Raw genomic sequence first — 18,655 nt, 5'->3', positions numbered from 1 at the left:
CCTGTGGAACGCGAGTCAATGGAATACGACGTCGTCATCGTCGGCGCGGGCCCTGCCGGACTTGCCGCCGCAATCAAGCTGCGTCAGATCAACGAAGACATCGCCGTGTGTGTTGTAGAAAAAGGCTCTGAAGTCGGTGCGCACATTCTCTCCGGCGCTGTATTCGAACCCACCGCCCTCAATGAGCTCTTCCCCGACTGGAAAGAGCGTGGTGCGCCACTGGAAACCGCCGTCAATGGCGACGATATATATGTACTGCGCGGACCGGAAAGCGCCTTAAAGGTGCCCGGCATGCTGGTCCCCAGCACCATGCACAACGAAGGCAATTACATTATCAGTCTCGGCAACCTGTGCCGCTGGCTCGCCGAACAGGCCGAGGCCCTGGGGGTCGAGATCTTCCCGGGCTTTGCCGCAGCCGAAGTGCTGTATAACGAAGACGGCTCGGTAAAAGGCATCGCTACCGGCGATATGGGTGTTGGCATGAACGGTGAGGAGAAAGACTCCTACATGCCAGGTATGGAACTGCATGCGAAATACACCCTGTTTGCCGAAGGCTGTCGTGGGCACCTGGGTAAACAGCTGATCGCCAAGTTCTCCCTCGATGCGGACCGCGACCCGCAGCACTACGGCATCGGCATCAAGGAAATCTGGAAAGTAGACAGCGACAAGCACCAGCAGGGCCTTGTCGTACACACCGCCGGCTGGCCCCTGGACGAGTCCGGCTCTGCCGGTGGTGGCTTCCTGTATCACCTGGAAGATAGCCAGGTGGTTGTGGGCCTGATTACCGACCTCTCCTACAGCAACCCCCATGTCAGTCCGTTTGATGAATTCCAGCGCTACAAACACCACCCGGTGATCAAGCAGTACCTGGAGGGCGGCCAACGCGTGGCCTACGGTGCCCGCGCCATTGTCAAAGGTGGCCTGCAGTCCCAGCCGAAAATGACCTTCCCCGGCGGCCTGCTGATCGGCGACGACGCCGGCACCCTGAACTTCGCCAAGATCAAGGGCAACCACACCGCCATGAAGTCCGGCATGCTGGCGGCGGAGTCCGTGGCGGAAGCACTGGCTGCGGAACGCACCAGCGACGAGCTGACCGATTACAGCGAACGCTACAAAAACAGCTGGGCCTGGAAGGAATTGCACATGCAGCGCAACTTCGGGCCCGCGCAGCACAAGTGGGGCAACATTCTCGGTTCGGCCTACGCCTTTATTGATATCAACCTGTTCAAGGGCAAGCTGCCCTGGACCCTGAGCGATAGCAAAGCCGACCACGCCCAGCTGAAGCCAGCCGCGGACTGCAAGAAAATTGACTACCCGAAGCCGGACGGCATACTCAGCTTTGACAAGCTGTCTTCGGTGTTCATCTCCAACACCAACCACGAAGAAGACCAGCCCTGTCACCTGACCCTGAAAGACAGCGACATCCCGCTGAATCACAACCTGCCGATCTACGATGAGCCGGCACAACGCTACTGTCCTGCCGGCGTGTACGAAGTGATCGAGGAAGGTGACAGCAAGCGCTTCCAGATCAATGCGCAGAACTGCGTGCACTGTAAGACCTGCGACATCAAAGACCCGACGCAGAACATTGTGTGGATCGCACCGGAAGGTGGCGGTGGTCCGAACTACCCGAATATGTAATCAGCTGATCACATTACCTATGGGGGCGTCTCTGGCGCCCCTTTTTTATGCCTGAAAACCGGAAAACTCCTGGGTACACAACGAAAAAAGCCGGGCGCTGTTTCCAGCGCCCGGCTTATCAAGCATTCCCTGTTGGTTTATTACCGCTACAACTTCCAGGTTGCTCGTGGTTTCTTCTATTTCAGATCAGAACTGGTATTGCGCACTCAGGGCGAAAGATTGACCGGGCTTCTGCTCAAAGACAATCACGTCCGCACGCTCGATCTCAATCGCCTCATCCAACAGATTCTGAACCTTCGCCTTTACCGTAATTTCCGCAGTGGGGTACCAGGAATAAGTCAGGTCCAGAGAATGGAATGGCTGCTCGTATGCATCCGGCGCGCCATTGCGGCCAGCCAAGTACAGACGATCGCCGAAAACGTTGTAACCCAGGGTTGCGGAGTGCATACCATCGGGGGAATCGAAGCCCACCAACATGTTCACGACGTAGTCGGATGCACCAGTCATTTCACGAACCGGACTGGTTGGTGCATCGGCTTCGGTACCGGCAACCAGCTCAGTTTCCTGAACGGTGACATTGCCCTGCAGGAAGAAGCTGTCCATCACCTCCCCCATAAACCCGAGACTCTTCAAACCTTCGATTTCAATACCGGTGATCTCACCAGACTCCGCATTTACGATCTCACGGGCGATGTTGGTATCACTGGAAGCGAACTCGAAGAACTCGATCGGGTCAACGATATCTTTGTAGAACGCAGAGATCGTCAGATTATCGCCGTTGTCAAAGTACCACTCACCGCGAACGTCGAGGTTGGTAATCTCTGATGGGCGCGCGTTCGGGTTACCCTGAATCTGCTCATCGGTAATCGGATCGATGTAGATCGCATCGGTGATTTCACGCAAGTCCGGACGAACCGCGGTTTTACTGGCGCCAAAACGCAGTTGGAAAGTATCCGCCCACAGCGCACCCATGTAAGTCAGAGACAACGATGGGTACACCGCATCCTCTGCGTAGGTTGCCTGCTCAAGCTCTTCCGGATCTGTGGTGATCTGCGGATCGTCCAGGCTGTAACCATAGGGGTTCCAGTCCAAAGCCACCTGATTGTACTCTTCCCAGCGCGCGCCGGCAGACAGGCGCCAGGTCTCGTTCCAGGTCCAGTCCATCTTACCGAAGGCAGCATCGGTCAGAGTCGCAGCGATGTAGCTCTGGTTATTGGCACCCGCGCGGTCAAAAACAAAATTATTTTCGGCATCGTCAATATTGGCATCGCCAAATACGTCGTCCAAGTTGCCGCTCAGGGAATCGGAATCACCACCCAAGGAACCAAGGCGGAACTCGGTCTGCTTGTAGGAGCGCGCTTTCTCGGTGCGGGCAAAACCACCACTCAGCTCCAGAGTTGATGTGGAGAACTCCAGCGGCAGCGTGGTGCTCCAGCCATAGTTGATCACCTGGTCTTCCAATTCAGTAAAACGGAAGCCTGAGCTGTTCACACCAGTACTTACGCTGGAGGCAACGGTTTCACCCTGGGTATTGGTGACCGTGTCAGCACTGACTGAAACTTCATTCGGAATATCGGTCTCGGCAGTAGCGTCAGAGTAGAACCAGTCAACCACCAGTTCGTCCGGCGCCCAGTTCAGCAGACCACCCGGCACCAGCGCCTTAGTCGCTGGACCAGCAAGGTGACTACCCTTGACCTGATTCACCAGCATATTGCGCTCTTCGTACTTCAGGGTGTACTCACGGAAACCACGGCCGTCGGAAACCTGGCGGTTCTCATTGAAGAAATCCCGCACAGAAGTATCGTCGTCGGTGTTGCGCAGATACAGACTGGTAAGGGTAACCTCCTGCTCGTCCGCGTAGCGGATACCCACATTCAGATTACCAGTAAGGTCCACAGAGTAGGTTGAAGTCTGCTCGGTATCGATACGCTCTTCCGGGAAGCCATAGCTGCGCTTGAGCGTTTCTTCTTCACGCCAGCGGCTCTTGTAGGAGCCACCGGCCAAGAAGCCCACTTCCCAGTCATCACTGATGTAAAAGCGGTTGCCGATGCTACCTTTTACATCCATGTCCGGATTGCTGGAATCTTCCTCGATGGCGATGTCACGATTGAGGCTTTTGGCCAGCTGACGGTTGATATCTTGTGCCGCAGCAATGGCTTCAGATGCGGAGCCGTACTCATTACCTTCCTGCTCCAGGACATTGCGGATGTCCTGAACACCAAGACGGCCCTTGAAGCGCCGAAGGGCTTCCGTCAGCTCGGTCGGCAGCGCGCGGGTGCCGTCGTCGGTACCAAAGCTGTCATCGTCGCCTCCGCGATAGGACAATACGTCACCGTCGGTTTCGGAGTTCATGCCGCTACCCAGCTCTACAGAGAAGGTCAGCGCATCGGGGATCCCCTTGGTGCGGATGTCAACATTACCACCACCAAAAGTCGCCGCCTGATCAGCGGAGTAGGATTTCTGTACCGCTAGGGAATCCACTACCGAGGTGGGGAAAATATCCAGCGGAATCACACTTCGGGTCAGGTCTGGCGACGGCACCGTCGCCCCGTTCAGCGTTGTGCTCGAGTAGCGCTCACCCAGACCGCGCACGTATACAAATTTATCGTTGACCAGAGTCAGGCCGGACACCCGGCGCAGCGCTGCAGCAACGGTAGAGTCCCCTACCCGGCCAATCATTTCGGAACCGAGAATATCGGTTACCACTTCTTCTTCCAGGCGTTCGCTGACCAGCATTTCTGCCGAGTCTTTCAGGCGGCCCTGCACCATCACTTCTTCAATTTGCTGCGCCTGCGGGCCAGCAACATTATCCATTTCTACCTGCGCAAACGCGTTAGGAGCAATGACTGAGGCCGTGGCGATAGCCAATACCAGCGGCGCTCTCTGAAACGTGTCGTTCTTTTTCATTTCCCAGGCCTCTTATCGTTCCTGAACTCTTAATCAAACAGGGCGCCGACTCCAGAATGTGAAGGCGGCGCCCTTCAGGTCAGGAATTAACTTCCCGACCGGCTAAGCACTTACTGCTGCTCGAACCACAGCGCCTGAGCGCGGCTGCCTTCGTGCAGACCGTAGGTCCAGCCAACAGTCCAGTCAGTACCACCGGCACTCAGGGCACCGAAGTACGCGCGGGCAACAGGATCATCAGAGCCGTCGGTGGCACCAACTACCGGGCTGATCGCGATAGCAGCGTCGTTAACCATCATGCTCTCGGCATCGATAGAGAACACAGACAGAGGGCCTTCCAGCAGTTGCAGACCGGTGTCGGCAGCGGCAGTCGGGTTCAGGGCAGCGTCAGCAGCAACGTTTGCGAAGGTGTTGCCATTGGCTTCGGCCCACTCTGCCAGGTCTACGCCGCCGATTTGCTCGCCTTTGGTCTTGTCGGCACAGGCAAAGATATTGCCTTCGATCTGAGCTTCACCGCTTTCCAGAGCAGCTGCAGTTTCAACGCTGTCTACGCGCAGGCAGTAGTTGTTACCATCCGCACCGCTTTCATCCGCAGCGAAGGAACCAACAACCATGGAGTTGGTGATCATCGGGAAGATGCCTTCACGGAAACGCCAGCCAGCGCCCGGATCGTGAGTACCTTCGGCCTGAGCAGAGATGATGCAGGTCAGCCCGTCGATTTTCGGGCGGCTGTTCAGGCCAGCGGCGATCAGCGCGGAGTAGTCATTTTCACCGTCATAAGAACCGATACCATCAGACTCGATACAGTGGTTACCATCGGTTTCGCTCTGAATAACCAGGGCGTTGGTGATGGAACCACTCCAACCTTCGTCGATGTCGATGGAGTCGTCGCGCACGTACATGGCCAGGTAGTTCTCGAAGCTCACCGCACCACCGAACATTTCGATGCCGTCATCGTAAGTGGAGTAAACCTGCAGATTTTTAACGATGGTGCCGGCACCTACAGAGCTGAAAGTAATACCGTTCAGCTCGTCGCCGTTGGCAACCTCAGCACCGGTGTGCTTGACGCGAACGTATTCCATGTGACCAGAGCTATCGTCGTTGTTATCGCCACCGTAGTTGGACTGGTCTTTACCGGCAGCGCCTTCAGCCAGTACGTGACATTCAGAGGTTTTCAGTTCGGCGTCGTAGGCACACTTGTTGGTGATACCGAAACCATTGATCACCATGCCGCCCCACTGCTGTACGTCTTCGGCACCTACAGTGCCTTCAACGTCAGACAGAGAAGTAAACGTGATCGGGTCTTGCGCGGTACCCACAGCATTCAGCTGAGAACCACGGTTGATTACCATGAATTTGGTGCTGTTCGGGAAAGCAACAGTAGCGCCGGCTTGTACAGTCAGCTTCGCGCCGTCGCCACCTTCAGCGATACCAGCGGCAGCCATGGTGGTGTCGTCATCGTAGTTGTTACCTACGAACAGGCTGCCTTCAAAAACGTGCGCACCACCGTTATCCAGCTTGGAGATAACCAGATCGACAGTCAGCGGGTTACCAGAGTCAACGAACGCTGCGCTATAGGTACAGTTACCAGTTTCCGCATCAAATTCGCCCTGCTTAACAGAACCGGCTTTCTCGTAGGAAGCGCAAGGGTTGTCGGAGGGGGTAGTCGGAGTACCGGTACCTGGGTTGGTCACGGAATTGTCGTTATTTTCCGGAGCAATGGTGATACCGCCGCTGTCACAACCAGCCAGCACAGCAGAAATCGCAGCTGCCAGCAGCAGCTTGTTGGATGCAAGTTTCATGGATCCCCCTAACAAGGATGAAGTGAATTAATCCGAGATTTAAAAATTCTTATCGGCCAAAGCATTTTGGACGAGGGGGAGTCTAGGAATGGAGTGTTGCGAAATTGTTACGAATGAAAGACGCGAAGAAAAAAAGCGGCAAATCAATTCAAAAACATTGCAATGTTAAACTTATGTTTCCGCAATATTTCTGTTTGATTTCATAGATATTTCAAAGAGATCTCGAGGGAGCAAAAAACGTACAACAACGAGTCTGAAAAAGTGACAGCCGGTACACAGGTTCCAGGTTTCACTGTTGATAAAACCGCTAGTACTGGCCGAGAAGAAATTCCTCGCCCTTACTTAGCAACCACAACTGGCACAGTTTTGCCGGTGGTTCATTGGGCTGGCGCGGCTCGGCCCAGTCGATCAATTGATAGTAAACATCCCGTGACATTCGCCCCTGAAGCCCATTGCGGACCTCCACGTATGGAACCGGTTGCGGAGGGTCGCCATAAGGTTTAAGCGAGAGTGGGTGTTCTTTGTCCAGCGGTATAACGTCTGCGGTATTGGTGGTGAGCAATATTTGGCCATCGACCCCTTCACCTTCCCGCGCCGCCTGAGTAATCAGAAAAGGCACATCTTCGACGCGGATACGCCACTTTTCCACGGGTGTGACAAGGTAATAGTGGCGCCCCTCCTTCTTAAGGATACTGGCAAACAGCTTCACCAATGGTTGGCGCTGTATCTCGGTCCCTTCGTGAATCCAACGGCCGTCCGCCCGGATCAACATGTCCATATCGCCACAGAGATCAGGGTCCCAGGAGGACACCGGTGGGTGCCCCTGGAATTCGTCCTGCAGTTTCTGCAGCTGCTGGAAGAGCGGTTCAGCCAAAACTGCTCCCCGGGGTACTCGGGGTGCTCTGTGCCGGCTCGGAGGCCTGGGTTCCGCTGAGGTGACGGCGATTGGAGATATCACCAATATGGACACCCACATCCATGATGAACTCCATCAGTCCCTCGCGATCTTCGATAACGTCGGCGAAAGACTTGGAGTGGTAGAGCTCAACGGCGCCCTGTACCAGCGCCCAATAGGTAGAGTAGTAATAGTAGGCGGGCACCTTCTTCAGAACCCCCTGCTCCATACGACGCTCAAACACCCGGTTAAGGGCGGAGGCATTGGAATTTCGCAGAGCATGCAGCTCGGCGATCATCTCAGGCGCCAGGTTCAGGGCGATGATTTTCTCTTCCAGGCGCTGGAACAGGCGGTCGCGCGCCGGATCGGCCATACGAGACTCAAAATAGGCACGGGCCGGAGCGGTAATATCGCCCTGCTCGGCGGTGGCAACGGCGCTTTTCAGGCGTTCGGTGAGGGATTTCTCGTAGTCCATCAACAAGCGCATATAGATCTCGGTTTTGGAGATGAAATGCTTGTAGATGGTGCCTTTGCCGATATCGACCCGTTCAGCGATCTGCTCGACGGTAACCTTCTCTTCACCATGCTCGAGCAGCAGCTCCAACGCCGCATCCAGGATACGTTGCTCCCGCGCGCGGAACCGCTGAACCTTCTCTTTTGCCTTATCCATACTTCCGACCTTAGCTGTCCGTGAATGTGGAGACTGAAATTGACTATTCATTCATGAATGATAGGCAATTCCCCCGGAATGGAAAAGGATTTCCCAAATTCTACAAGGGACTTTGCGCCTAATTGACAGGAAAAACCCGCGCCAGTAGCACATTTTCCGCAGTTTGGCGGGTATCACACGGTGCCACTCCCGTTTCCTCTCATTAAATTTAGCGCTTATAGTTCAGTCACACTGATCTTTTTTCGTTCAAAACCGATGAATCGCCGGTGGCCCGGCACGATAACGGAGCAGGTGCCGACAGGGAAAATCCGTAAGACAAGGAAATCAATTTTGATCAGTTCGGCAATGGCCATTCTGGACGCAATTGCTAATATTTCCGGTCTGCCAATTGCGAGAGCACTAGGCGACACATCAAACAACCCCATTCAGACAGGCAGTAACCGCCCATGTTGGAAAAGTTAAGCAAGCTCCTTGATGTCGAACAACTGGATACCAATCTGTTCCGTAGCCGGGAGCATGTCGAAAACTACCGCAAAGTGTTATTCGGTGGCCAGGTACTCGGGCAGGCACTGATGGCGGCCGCGCGGACCGTTGAGGATCGCCTACCTCACTCTTTACACGCCTACTTTCTGCGGCCGGGCAGTAGTGAGAAGCCTGTCATATACGACGTCGATCCCATCCGCGACGGCGGTAGCTTTACCACTCGCCGAATAGTTGCCCGCCAGAACGGCAAAGCCATCTTTAATATGTCCGCCTCCTTCCAGATCGAAGAACCGGGATTTGATCACCAGGCGGATATGCCCATTGATGGACTGGTTCAGCCGGAAGAGCTGAAGAACACCCAGCAGCTTGCAGAAGAGGCCGGCATGCAAGGCGCCGCCCAGAACCAACGCAGGTACATGGTGGACTTTCGCCCTATCGACCCAATGAGCTATTTTGACAATGCCGTGCGAGAGCCTCGCTGTATGTTCTGGTTCAAAGTGGATAGCGAGTTGACCGATAGCCCCATCGAGCACCGCAGCGCCCTATGCTACGCCTCAGATATGGCGCTGTTAGGCACCGCTCTGCAGCCACACCCTATCAGCCTGTTCGATCCGCACCTGATGCCCGCCAGTCTGGATCACGCGATGTGGTTCCACCGTCCCTTTCGCGCGGACGACTGGCTCCTCTACGTAACCGACAGCCCCTCTGCCAGCGGCGCCCGTGGTTACTGCCGCGGCCAGATATTCTCGCGGGACGGAAAGCTAGTTGCGTCTACCACCCAGGAAGGGTTGATCCGCAAGATCAATAAGTAAAATCACCGGTGGTGCCGGAGCGCCACTGGGAGTTAAAATTAAGTGAAATCAGTGGTTTACAGAAGCGGATCGGCTGTTATAATGCCGCCCGCTTCTGCAGGAAGCCGCAGCGGATTCCGCAACGGAGTCACACAATGCTGTACAAGTCGGTGAGTAGCGCAGCCTGGTAGCGCACTTCGTTCGGGACGAAGGGGTCGGAGGTTCGAATCCTCTCTCACCGACCATTTTACCTCCCTCTTTCAATTCCCCATCTTTTTAGCTGCACAATCCTGTACCACCGGTTTGCCATTGTGCCCACGCCATTAGGCGTCTGCGCATTTTCAATTGACGAATCCCGGGAATTTTAATGTCAGTGTTAGCTTGATTTGAAATTTGTGCGCAGGGTCGCGTCCGGGAAGATTGCGCGCTACCCTCGGGCACTGTTTGCAGGATGCACTGTCATATCAGCAAATTCACCCAAGACTTTTCAACAGAGCCAGAACGTATTCATGCATCATTTTTGGAACACCTGCTCTTCTCCTAGATACGCATTTTTGGGCGTAATGGCCCTATTTCTCAGCATTTTCATACCTGTTGCGCATTCGGCAGCCGAATCAATTTACGATGTTCGGTATGAAGTCGAGCTGAAGCCGGGTGAGGATTTCGCACATGTCCGGATCGCGGTTTCCGGCGACGCACTCCCCAGTCAGCTGACCCTGCACCTCAACCCGGAGCGCCATTCGAAAATCGCCGGGGATAGTGTGACTCTGGATGGTGACAAAGCCATCTGGAAACCTGGCAAAGATCACAGTGAAATCGAGTACCGCTTCAAAATTGACGGAAAAAAATCGTCCGGTAATTACGACTCCTTAATGACCGAGAAGTGGACGATCCTGCGCAGCGACAAGTTGATCCCGCCGATCTCCGCGCGCGCGCCCAAGTCCCTTCAGTCACGGGCGACGCTTCAGGTAAACACTCCGGAGAACTGGAATACACTCGCGCCCTACGCCAAAGACGACAATGGCAATTTCCAGCTGAAAGACCCTGGACGACGCTTTATTCGCCCTAAAGGCTGGATGATCTCAGGGCGGATCGGCAGCCGACAGGACATTATCGATGGTACCGACACCGTGATCGCCGGCCCCCTCGGCATAGGCCTTCGTCGCCAGGACACACTCGCGTTTTTGGGCTGGACGCTGCCCGAGCTCAAAAAGGTGTTCCCGGAGTTCCCAAACAAACTGTTGATCGTCATGGCGGATGATCCCATGTGGCGCGGCGGCCTATCAGGGACTCGCTCCCTCTTTATGCACGCAGACCGACCTCTGATTTCCGGAAACCGTACGAGCAGCATGCTGCACGAGCTGGTCCATGTGGGTACCGGTATCCGCGGGGACCAGGAAAGCGACTGGATCGTGGAAGGTATTGCCGAGTACTACTCCCTCGAGACACTGCGCCGCACCGGCGGCATCAGTGAACGGCGCTACCAGGAGGCCCTCGAAGAACTGGCGGAATGGGGCGAAGAATCCCCCAATCTACTGGTCAAGCGCTCTTCCGGACCTATCACTGCTCGGGCCACGGTGGTGCTCCACCAGATCGATCAACAGATACAGAAATCCAGCAGGGGCAAACGTAATCTCGATGAAGTCGTCACCGCACTGGCCGCCGAGCGCGGAGAGATAAGTTTGGAAAAATTCCGCAAGCTGGTGGAACAGGCCGCAGGTGAGCCCGTGCCGCAGTTGGACCGGACATTTCTTACAGGCAAAAAAAAGCCCTGACGACGGGGGGGGGGAGAGCGTCAGGGCCAAGACCATTAGGAGTGAAACTTGGAGGATTTCATCCTTACAACACACTGGGTGTCCGTATGGGGGCAGACACCCGGCCGGCACTACTAAACACGACGTGGGGGGGAGATGTGTGCTAGCCAGCTACTCTCAGTATTGGCCAGGTCCGGTGGATTGCCAGCGGGATGGCCAATTAATTTAGAACAATTGGCAATAGATAGCGCCGATCCATTTCATCCAGTTATTACGCACCGCATTAGCGGCGCAAAACTAGTCCACAGGTCACTATGTAAACAGTTTTCACGAGATCGTGAAATGGCCTTGACTAATCGCGGGCAAACCATAGAATAGCGCCCTCTTACACGCCCTGGCGCGCGTAAGTATCAGAAAACGCTGGGATTTTTGCTCTCATTCCGCTAGAATCCGCGACGTTTTCATCGCTTCAAGCGACACCTATGGCTAGGTGGCAGAGTGGTCATGCAGCGGACTGCAACTCCGTGTACGCCGGTTCGATTCCGACCCTAGCCTCCATTTTCCTCCGGTCTGATTTTCAGACTGATCCAATCGGCAGACTTCCTCCACATCTGTCGATCGCCCTATCTGCCCGGATGGTGGAATTGGTAGACACAGGAGACTTAAAATCTCCCGTCCTTTGGGACGTGCCGGTTCAAGTCCGGCTCTGGGCACCACCTTCCGTTTTCTCCTAAGCTTCACAGGCAACCTTGTTCATCGCAACCTGCTGTGGCGGCACGCCTTTCGGAAGCAAATGATATTTATACTTTTCTGCGCAGTCGCGATCATTGCGGCTACCGCCCTGCTCTTCGGGCTTCAGAACCCGGAAACAAAAATATCACAATTGCTGCGACTGCCCGGCGATGCCATCTATACCTTACTGCACATGAGTGCCAAACTGGCGTGCTCCGCTCACCATATCTCGGGATTTACACCTCAGCGTATCCACCGTGACCTGCGGAATTACTCACCGCTGTTCGCACTGGTATCCATTGATCAGAGTCGAGACATTACTTGCGCAAAAATTGGTAACCTCATCAGTGTCAAAGCCTGCTTTCACCCACTTCAGGGTTGCAGATTGATTCACCAGCAAAGTCCCGCGCAACTCATAGAGCCCCCGTCGCACCGAGATCACTACCCCAAACAATCCGAGAATGAATGTGGTTACCAATGGAAGGCAAGCAATCCTGCCCTGCAGGAACTGCTGGATAGCCAACTACACCACGATCACGAGTCAGGGCTGGATACCCGCGCTCTCCTGGTAATTCAGGGTGGGCAATTGCAGGCGGAAGCCTACGGGCTGGGTATTTCCGCGCACACACCGCTACTGGGCTGGTCCATGAGTAAAAGCCTGCTGGCAATACTGTTCGGGCGCCTGGAGACGCTCGGTCTCGCAGACTCCACCTCTTTAAGCCTGTTTCCGGAATGGCAGAACGACCGCCGTAGCGAGATAACCCTCCAACACCTTCTGCAAATGTGCGACGGGCTCGCCTTCGACGAAACCTACCGCCCCGGCAGCGATGCCACTCGCATGCTGTTTGGCACCCTGCCAGCTTCCCGCTACGCCCTGGAACGACCGTTGCTGCATACACCGGGACGCCACTTTTCCTACTCATCGGGCAGCACCAACCTGCTGGCACGCTGGATACATCGAGCGCTCGGTGGTACAGAAGCGACCCTACATTTCTGGAAAAAAGAGTTTGTGGAGCCGCTCGGCCTCACCAGCGCGATACTGGAACTTGATAATGACGGGGTTTTTATCGCGAGCTCTTATGGGTACGCCACTGCGCGGGATTGGGCAAAAATTGGCGGCACATTATTGAAGGGTTTAGAGAACGCGTACGGCTCACAACCATTTCTGGACCCGATGTGGCTTTCCCATGCGCTAAGCCCTAACCGGAGTGACAATGACCCGCGCTACGGCTTTCAGCTGTGGCTGAACAACCGCACCAATCGGCTCCCACCGCTGTACCCGCAATTACCTGAAGACAGCGCGTTTATGCTCGGCAACCGGGAACAGAAACTGATGATCGCGCCCTCCCACAATGCAGTTGTGGTCAGGCTTGGATGGTCTGCCTCCCCCTACCCCATCGAAGACCGCTTCGGTGAGATTCTAGAGGTACTGCCAAATTAACCCCGGTGAGAGTCCTCCAGCATTGCCAGAAAAAGTCGGGACTCCTGAGGGCTTGCCTGAAGCCCGTATTTCTCCGCAACGGCCATAAACCGTCGCAGGTAGTATTGCCGCACGGGGCCATAGGGCGGCATCCACTGGTCCGGTCCTTTATGCCCCTTGCTCTGGTTGCGTCCATCATCCACCAGCCACAGGTTATCCGGGTCCTCGGCAAAGGCACGTTTCTTTTCACGGGGCCAATGGGCGCCGCCACGCTCATGCGCCCATTTAAGCGGCACAATGTGCTCGACATCGAGATCTGACGCCAACTCAAAGAAATTCCCGGTATAGGGGTCCATCCATAAGCCACTGGCCACTTTGCACCCGCGATCATCGGTATAAGCGATGGGCGCAAGGGAATAGCGGATCAGCAGCTCATGCCGGGTATCCTGGCAGTCCCGGTCGGCATCGGACCACCGGGGAAGCCATTCGCTGCGGCGATACTTGCCTTCGCTGGCAGAGACCATCGCACTGGCACACAGCAAACCGGGTAACAGAAAAAGGCAGGCGATAAGGGAACAGGAAGAAGCGAAAGCTTGAGGACGCGGCACAACAACTCCATTGGCGTATAAAAGCTCGAATGGAACTATCGTACCCGAAGATATGAGGCGCGAAAATTAGCGCCAGTACTGTAAAGTGAAATTTGTGACCGCCTCGACCCGGACACTTCCGGGCGAGGCGAAAGCCACTCAGGATCTGGTGGTTTCGTCGCCACTTAATGCGGGCCAGGCGGCACGCAGATAAACCACCATGGTCCACAGCGTGAGGGCCGCGGCAACGTATAGCAGGATGTAGCCAATGGTTTCCATAACGGGGAATTCCTGTACATCGAAAGCGAGCAGCACGATGATCGCGGCCATCTGCGCCGTAGTTTTGATCTTGCCGATATAGTTTACCGCCACACTACTGCGCAGCCCCAACTCCGCCATCCACTCTCGCAGAGCAGACACAGCGATCTCACGGCCAATAATCACGGCAGCGGCAATGGTAAACAGACGATGATTGTGCAGATCCACCAGCAGCACCAGTGCAGTGGCCACCATCAGCTTGTCGGCCACCGGGTCCAGGAAGGCCCCAAACGGCGTGCTCTGGTTCATTTTGCGAGCGATATATCCATCCAGCCAGTCTGTTGCGGCGGCAATGGAGAAGATCAGCGCAGAGGCAATATAGCTCCACTTGTAGGGAAGATAGAAAACCAGCACAAATACCGGAATCAGCGCTACGCGCAGCAGGGTCAATTGATTGGCAAGGGTCATGCTGGTCCTTTTACATTCGCTGAACACACTTCGTCGGCAGTGCGTAACTTAGCAATCCGCATCCAAAAAATAAACGCCAAGAGGTTTCTTTACATTACTCATTGTGCAGAGTGGAGTAAATTTCCTGGGCAAGCTTGCGGCTGACCCCCTCCACACTGGCCAGCTGGTTGACCGATGCGCGCATTACTTCCTGCAATCCACCAAAGTGGTGCAGCAATGCACGCCTGCGCGCAGGCCCGACACCGGGAATCCCCTCTAGGGGTGACTCGCGACGCTTCTTGTCCCGCCGTTGGCGGTGGCCGGTAATCGCAAACCGGTGCGCCTCATCCCGCACCTGCTGAATCAAGTGGAGAGCCGGGGAATCGGACTCCAGCACCAGCTCGCGATTCTGGGACACCACGTGCAGCGTCTCAAACCCCGCTTTGCGGGTGGTGCCTTTGGCGACACCAATAATCTGGACACCTGTGACCCCCAGCTCATTGAGTGTATCAATGGCCTGCCGTACCTGCCCCTTACCGCCGTCGATCAGCAATATATTCGGGAAGCGGCCCTCCCCCTTTGATAATCGCGCGTACCGCCGTTGCAGCGCCTGCCCCATGGCCGCGTAATCATCCCCCGCAGTGATATTTTCAATATTGAATCGCCGATAATCCGATTTGACCGGTCCGCCGGTATCAAACACCACGCAGGATGCCACCGTCGCTTCGCCACTGGAGTGACTGATATCGAAGCACTCGAGGCGCTCGGGCAACTCCCCCAACCGCAACACCTCCTGCAAGTTCTCAAACCGGTCCTGCAGCTTCTGTTGCGACGCGGTACGACTTTGCAGGTTCTGGCTGGCGGCCTGCTGAGCCATTTCCACCCAGGAGGCACGATTACCGCGCAGCTTGTGTACCAACTGAACATCTTTGCCAGACTGCTCTGACAGCGCCTGCTGGAGCGCATCGCCATCTTCCAGCGATTCGGACATCAGGATCTGACGGGGAATCTCGCGGTTCGCACCGAGGTAAAACTGCGGGATAAACGCGGAGAGCAATTCCGAAGATTCCAGACCGAGCTTTTCACTGGGATAGTAGCTACGGCTGCCAAGAATCCTCCCCTGCCGAATAAACAGGACATGCACACAGCACAGGCCACCAGAAGTCGCCGCCCCGAGCACATCCACATCGCCACCGGCACTTTCTGCAATCTGGTCCGACTGCAAACGACGCAATGCGACGATCTGATCGCGCAGGCGCGCGGCTTTTTCAAACTCCAGCGCAGCTGAGGCCCGTTCCATGGAATCGGCCAGCTCGCGGATAATCGTGTCGCTTTTACCGGCAAGGAACATCTGCGCGTGGCGCACATCGGCTTGGTAGTCTTCCGCCGATATAAAATCGACGCAGGGCGCCGTGCAGCGCTCAATCTGATATTGGAGGCACGGGCGCGAGCGGTTGGCGAAGACACTGTCTTCACAGGAGCGAATACGGAAGGTTTTCTGCAGAAAGTTCAGACTGTCACGCACCGACGATGCGTTGGGGAAAGGCCCAAAATAGTCACCTTTCTTACGTTTTGAACCGCGGTGAAACGCAATGCGCGGAAAGGTATCTTTGCTCGACAAAAAGATGTAAGGGTACCCCTTATCATCCTTAAGCATCACATTGTAGGGCGGCCGCTGGGATTTGATCAGGCTCTGCTCAAGCACCAGCGCTTCCGTCTCACTGCGGGTAACCGTCACTTCGATATCCGCAATTTTCTCCACCAGTGCCATGGTTTTTGCGGTGAGCCCGGTGGCCCGGAAATAGCTGCCCAGACGATTGCGCAGATTCTTCGCCTTGCCGACATACAGGACCTTTCCCTGGCTATCAAACATCTGATAGACGCCAGGTTTACGGGTTACTGTCGATAAAAATCGCTTACTGTCGAACATGCAAAATTTACTACCACCCAAACAGAACAGGGGCCGGAAAGGCCCCTGTTCTAACAACACACCATGATGCACCGATTCTATCTGCTCGCGCTAAACGCTTCCGCTGCCAAATACCTGCTGCCGCTACACAGCCTCTTCCGGGTCCAGCACATTGTGTTTGACCGCGAGCAGGGTCAACTCCACATCGGAATGCAGGCCCAGTTTTTCAAATATCCGGTAGCGATAGGTGTTGACGGTTTTCGGACTGACCGCAAGGGTTTCGGCAATTTCTGCCACCTTGTTACCGTTGACGATCATGACCGCCGTTTGCAACTCCCGCTCGGAAAGATCTTCGAAGGGTGATGAGCCACCGCTGACACTGCGCAGGGCCAGTTTGGTCGCCATTGACGAACTGATATAGGTTTCGCCGGCGACTACCGAGCGAATAGCCCGCACCATTTCTTCCAGATCCGCGCCCTTGGTGACGTAACCGGAGGCCCCCGCCTGAATCAGCCGGCTGGGGAAAAGGTCGTCGTCCAGTGCGCTGACCGCAATGACTTTCGCCTTGGGAAAGCGGGGAATCAATTTACGGGTAGCCTCGAGGCCCCCCATTCCGGGCATTCGTACATCCATCAAAATGACGTCCACTTCCGTCTCGCGGACAAATGCCAGTGCGTCTTCACCACTTTTGGCTTCGCCGACAACCTGAATGTCATCGACATCTCCCAGCATGCGGGAAATACCCATACGCACCAAGTCGTGATCGTCTACCACTAAGACTTTTATCAAATTAGCCCCAACCACGGATTATCAGCCGATTCTGCGCAAAATTTTCCTACTGAAATCAGCTAGCACAAAATCGAATTTTTTGTTATTGCTCAGCGAGTTATGTCCCGCAAAGATCCATCCACAGAGCCCTCAGAAAACATACCAGACTAGTGTCTCATTGCAAAGCAAGTGGTACGCAACTAAACGCGAAGTTATCTATTGTTTTAACCCACACAAACAGCAGAAAATTTCCCATGCCGCTCCAAGGCCGGCATTTCCCACTGCGGAACCCCTGCACCCCCCGTACTACTATTCATTTAACGTAGCTGAGGGCGAAGGTGACGATATCGGGTGCGGTCTTGTGAGACCTTCACCGCCAGGGATGGCGGTGCAGAGCCCCAGGGATGGGTTTACGGCGTGTCTCGCAAGACCGCATCCGGTAGCGGCGCCGCCACAAAATTACTTAAGTGAGCGGCATTGCTGCGATCCCCCGGGCTCTACGGGTAAAACCGCGGCTCCGGCTCCAGGGTCACCCCGAACTTGACTTGAATGTCTTCGGCGATATCACGGGCCAGATCGACTACCTGCTGCCCTGCCCGGTGCCCCGGATTCACCAGCACCAGTGCCTGGCGGTCATGCACCCCGACCCCATCACGCCGAAAGCCACGCCAGCCGGCCTGATCGATGAGCCAGCCTGCGGCCAGTTTCCATCCGTTCCCGGCTGCATAAGCGACGACGTTCGGGTATGTTTTTTTGATGGCCGTGTATTGAGCCTCGGACACCACGGGATTTTTAAAGAAGCTACCGGTATTCGGTATTTCTAGCGGATTCGGAAGCTTACTGTTACGGATATCAATCACCGCTTCCGCGACCTGCTGCGGGGTCAAGGATTCAAGGCTGGTCTCGTGCGCCTCAAAGTGTTGCTGAAGGGCGGGGTAATCAATCCGCGGCTGCCAGCCACGGTGCAATTTGAGCACTACCTCGCAAATCAGGTAGCGATCTTTGGCCTCCCCCTTGAACAGGCTGTCACGGTAACCAAAAGCGCATTCGCGCGCGGTGAAGGTCACCAGCTCGCCCGTTGCGATCTCCATGGCGGTAAGCTGCTCAAAGTGATCTTTCAGCTCCACTCCGTAAGCGCCAATATTCTGAATAGGTGCCGCACCGATGTTCCCGGGAATCAACGCCAGGTTTTCCAGTCCGCCATACCCGGATTCGACAGTACGCATTACCAGCTGGTGCCAGTTTTCCCCTGCCGCTGCACGTACTCGCACCCCATCCTCAGTATCCCTAAGGTCTACTCCGAGCATGCCAAGATGCAATGCGAGGCCGGGGAAGTCCCCGGTAAGTACAATATTGCTGCCGCCACCGAGGGGCAGTATCGGAAGCTGCCTATCGCGGGCAAACCGCAGAGCGTCACGCAACTGCTCTAGAGAGGTCACCGAGCAGAAGTAACGGGCCTGCGCGGCGATCGTCATGGTATTAAAAGGCTGCAGGTCGATATCAGATTGAATCATGCACTACCAGAATATGAATTGACCGTACCGGCGAAATCTTTTTGCGGAGGTACCGAGCGGTATACGTGCGCTTGACGCAG

General features: G+C 55.5%; 13 protein-coding genes and 3 tRNA genes. 7 read left to right on the top strand and 9 right to left on the bottom strand.

Annotation, left to right across the window (positions count from 1 at the left end):
* The first annotated feature begins 3 nt into the window (after positions 1–3).
* A complete protein-coding gene (locus AAFH99_RS10520) occupies positions 4–1,641 on the top strand; it encodes an electron transfer flavoprotein-ubiquinone oxidoreductase (protein ID WP_406827702.1) in 1,638 nt (545 codons plus the stop codon).
* A gap of 186 nt (positions 1,642–1,827) precedes the next feature.
* On the opposite strand, the gene AAFH99_RS10515 is transcribed toward AAFH99_RS10520, so the two are convergent.
* The 4 genes from AAFH99_RS10515 to AAFH99_RS10500 all read right to left on the bottom strand — a co-directional run bounded on the left by AAFH99_RS10515 (position 1,828) and on the right by AAFH99_RS10500 (position 7,912).
* A complete protein-coding gene (locus tag AAFH99_RS10515) occupies positions 1,828–4,548 on the bottom strand; it encodes a TonB-dependent receptor domain-containing protein (RefSeq protein WP_406827701.1) in 2,721 nt (906 codons plus the stop codon).
* A 110-nt stretch (positions 4,549–4,658) separates the two neighbouring features.
* Positions 4,659–6,347 carry a hypothetical protein gene (locus AAFH99_RS10510; RefSeq protein ID WP_043316357.1) on the bottom strand — a complete coding sequence of 563 codons (1,689 nt, stop codon included), beginning with the start codon at positions 6,345–6,347 and terminating at the stop codon, positions 4,659–4,661.
* Positions 6,348–6,654: 307 nt separating this feature from the next.
* Positions 6,655–7,221, bottom strand: a complete 567-nt coding sequence (locus AAFH99_RS10505) for a DUF1285 domain-containing protein (RefSeq protein ID WP_051686900.1) — start codon at positions 7,219–7,221, stop codon at positions 6,655–6,657.
* A complete protein-coding gene (locus tag AAFH99_RS10500; RefSeq protein WP_043316359.1) occupies positions 7,214–7,912 on the bottom strand; it encodes a TetR/AcrR family transcriptional regulator in 699 nt (232 codons plus the stop codon). The genes AAFH99_RS10505 and AAFH99_RS10500 overlap by 8 nt, the downstream gene beginning before the upstream one ends.
* Positions 7,913–8,358: 446 nt before the next feature.
* Between AAFH99_RS10500 and AAFH99_RS10495 the strand changes: the two genes are divergently transcribed.
* The 6 genes from AAFH99_RS10495 (at position 8,359) to AAFH99_RS10470 (ending at position 13,113) form a co-directional block, all read left to right on the top strand.
* Positions 8,359–9,207 (top strand): acyl-CoA thioesterase II, encoded by an 849-nt coding sequence (locus tag AAFH99_RS10495; protein ID WP_043316361.1) that lies wholly within the window; start codon positions 8,359–8,361, stop codon positions 9,205–9,207.
* Between the two features lie 147 nt (positions 9,208–9,354).
* Positions 9,355–9,431, top strand: a tRNA-Pro gene (locus AAFH99_RS10490).
* Positions 9,432–9,749: 318 nt separating this feature from the next.
* Positions 9,750–10,961, top strand: coding sequence for a hypothetical protein (locus AAFH99_RS10485; RefSeq protein WP_406827700.1), 1,212 nt, complete (start codon positions 9,750–9,752; stop codon positions 10,959–10,961).
* 463 nt (positions 10,962–11,424) lie between these two features.
* Positions 11,425–11,498: transfer RNA gene (locus AAFH99_RS10480), tRNA-Cys, on the top strand.
* A 71-nt stretch (positions 11,499–11,569) separates the two neighbouring features.
* Positions 11,570–11,656, top strand: a tRNA-Leu gene (locus tag AAFH99_RS10475).
* A 77-nt stretch (positions 11,657–11,733) separates the two neighbouring features.
* The gene (locus AAFH99_RS10470) at positions 11,734–13,113 is read left to right on the top strand and encodes a serine hydrolase domain-containing protein (RefSeq protein WP_406827699.1); all 1,380 of its coding nucleotides are present in this window, start codon (positions 11,734–11,736) and stop codon (positions 13,111–13,113) included.
* Here the strand turns inward: AAFH99_RS10470 and AAFH99_RS10465 are convergent.
* From AAFH99_RS10465 to murB, 5 genes are all read right to left on the bottom strand, one after another.
* Positions 13,110–13,700, bottom strand: coding sequence for an HNH endonuclease family protein (locus AAFH99_RS10465; protein WP_231491513.1), 591 nt, complete (start codon positions 13,698–13,700; stop codon positions 13,110–13,112). The genes AAFH99_RS10470 and AAFH99_RS10465 overlap by 4 nt on opposite strands.
* A gap of 138 nt (positions 13,701–13,838) precedes the next feature.
* Positions 13,839–14,405, bottom strand: coding sequence for a CDP-diacylglycerol--glycerol-3-phosphate 3-phosphatidyltransferase (gene pgsA, locus AAFH99_RS10460; RefSeq protein ID WP_043316363.1), 567 nt, complete (start codon positions 14,403–14,405; stop codon positions 13,839–13,841).
* 94 nt (positions 14,406–14,499) lie between these two features.
* Positions 14,500–16,314 (bottom strand): excinuclease ABC subunit UvrC, encoded by a 1,815-nt coding sequence (gene uvrC / locus AAFH99_RS10455; protein ID WP_051686903.1) that lies wholly within the window; start codon positions 16,312–16,314, stop codon positions 14,500–14,502.
* Between the two features lie 123 nt (positions 16,315–16,437).
* Positions 16,438–17,082 (bottom strand): response regulator, encoded by a 645-nt coding sequence (locus AAFH99_RS10450; protein ID WP_043316364.1) that lies wholly within the window; start codon positions 17,080–17,082, stop codon positions 16,438–16,440.
* Positions 17,083–17,558: 476 nt separating this feature from the next.
* The gene (gene murB / locus AAFH99_RS10445) at positions 17,559–18,575 is read right to left on the bottom strand and encodes a UDP-N-acetylmuramate dehydrogenase (RefSeq protein WP_043316366.1); all 1,017 of its coding nucleotides are present in this window, start codon (positions 18,573–18,575) and stop codon (positions 17,559–17,561) included.
* Between the last annotated feature and the right edge of the window lie 80 nt (positions 18,576–18,655).

Origin of the sequence: Microbulbifer sp. ARAS458-1, assembly GCF_045348205.1 — a bacterium.
Lineage (GTDB): Bacteria > Pseudomonadota > Gammaproteobacteria > Pseudomonadales > Cellvibrionaceae > Microbulbifer.
The sequence above is the reverse complement of the archived record's forward strand: the minus strand, read 5'-3'. Positions and strand labels throughout refer to the sequence as shown.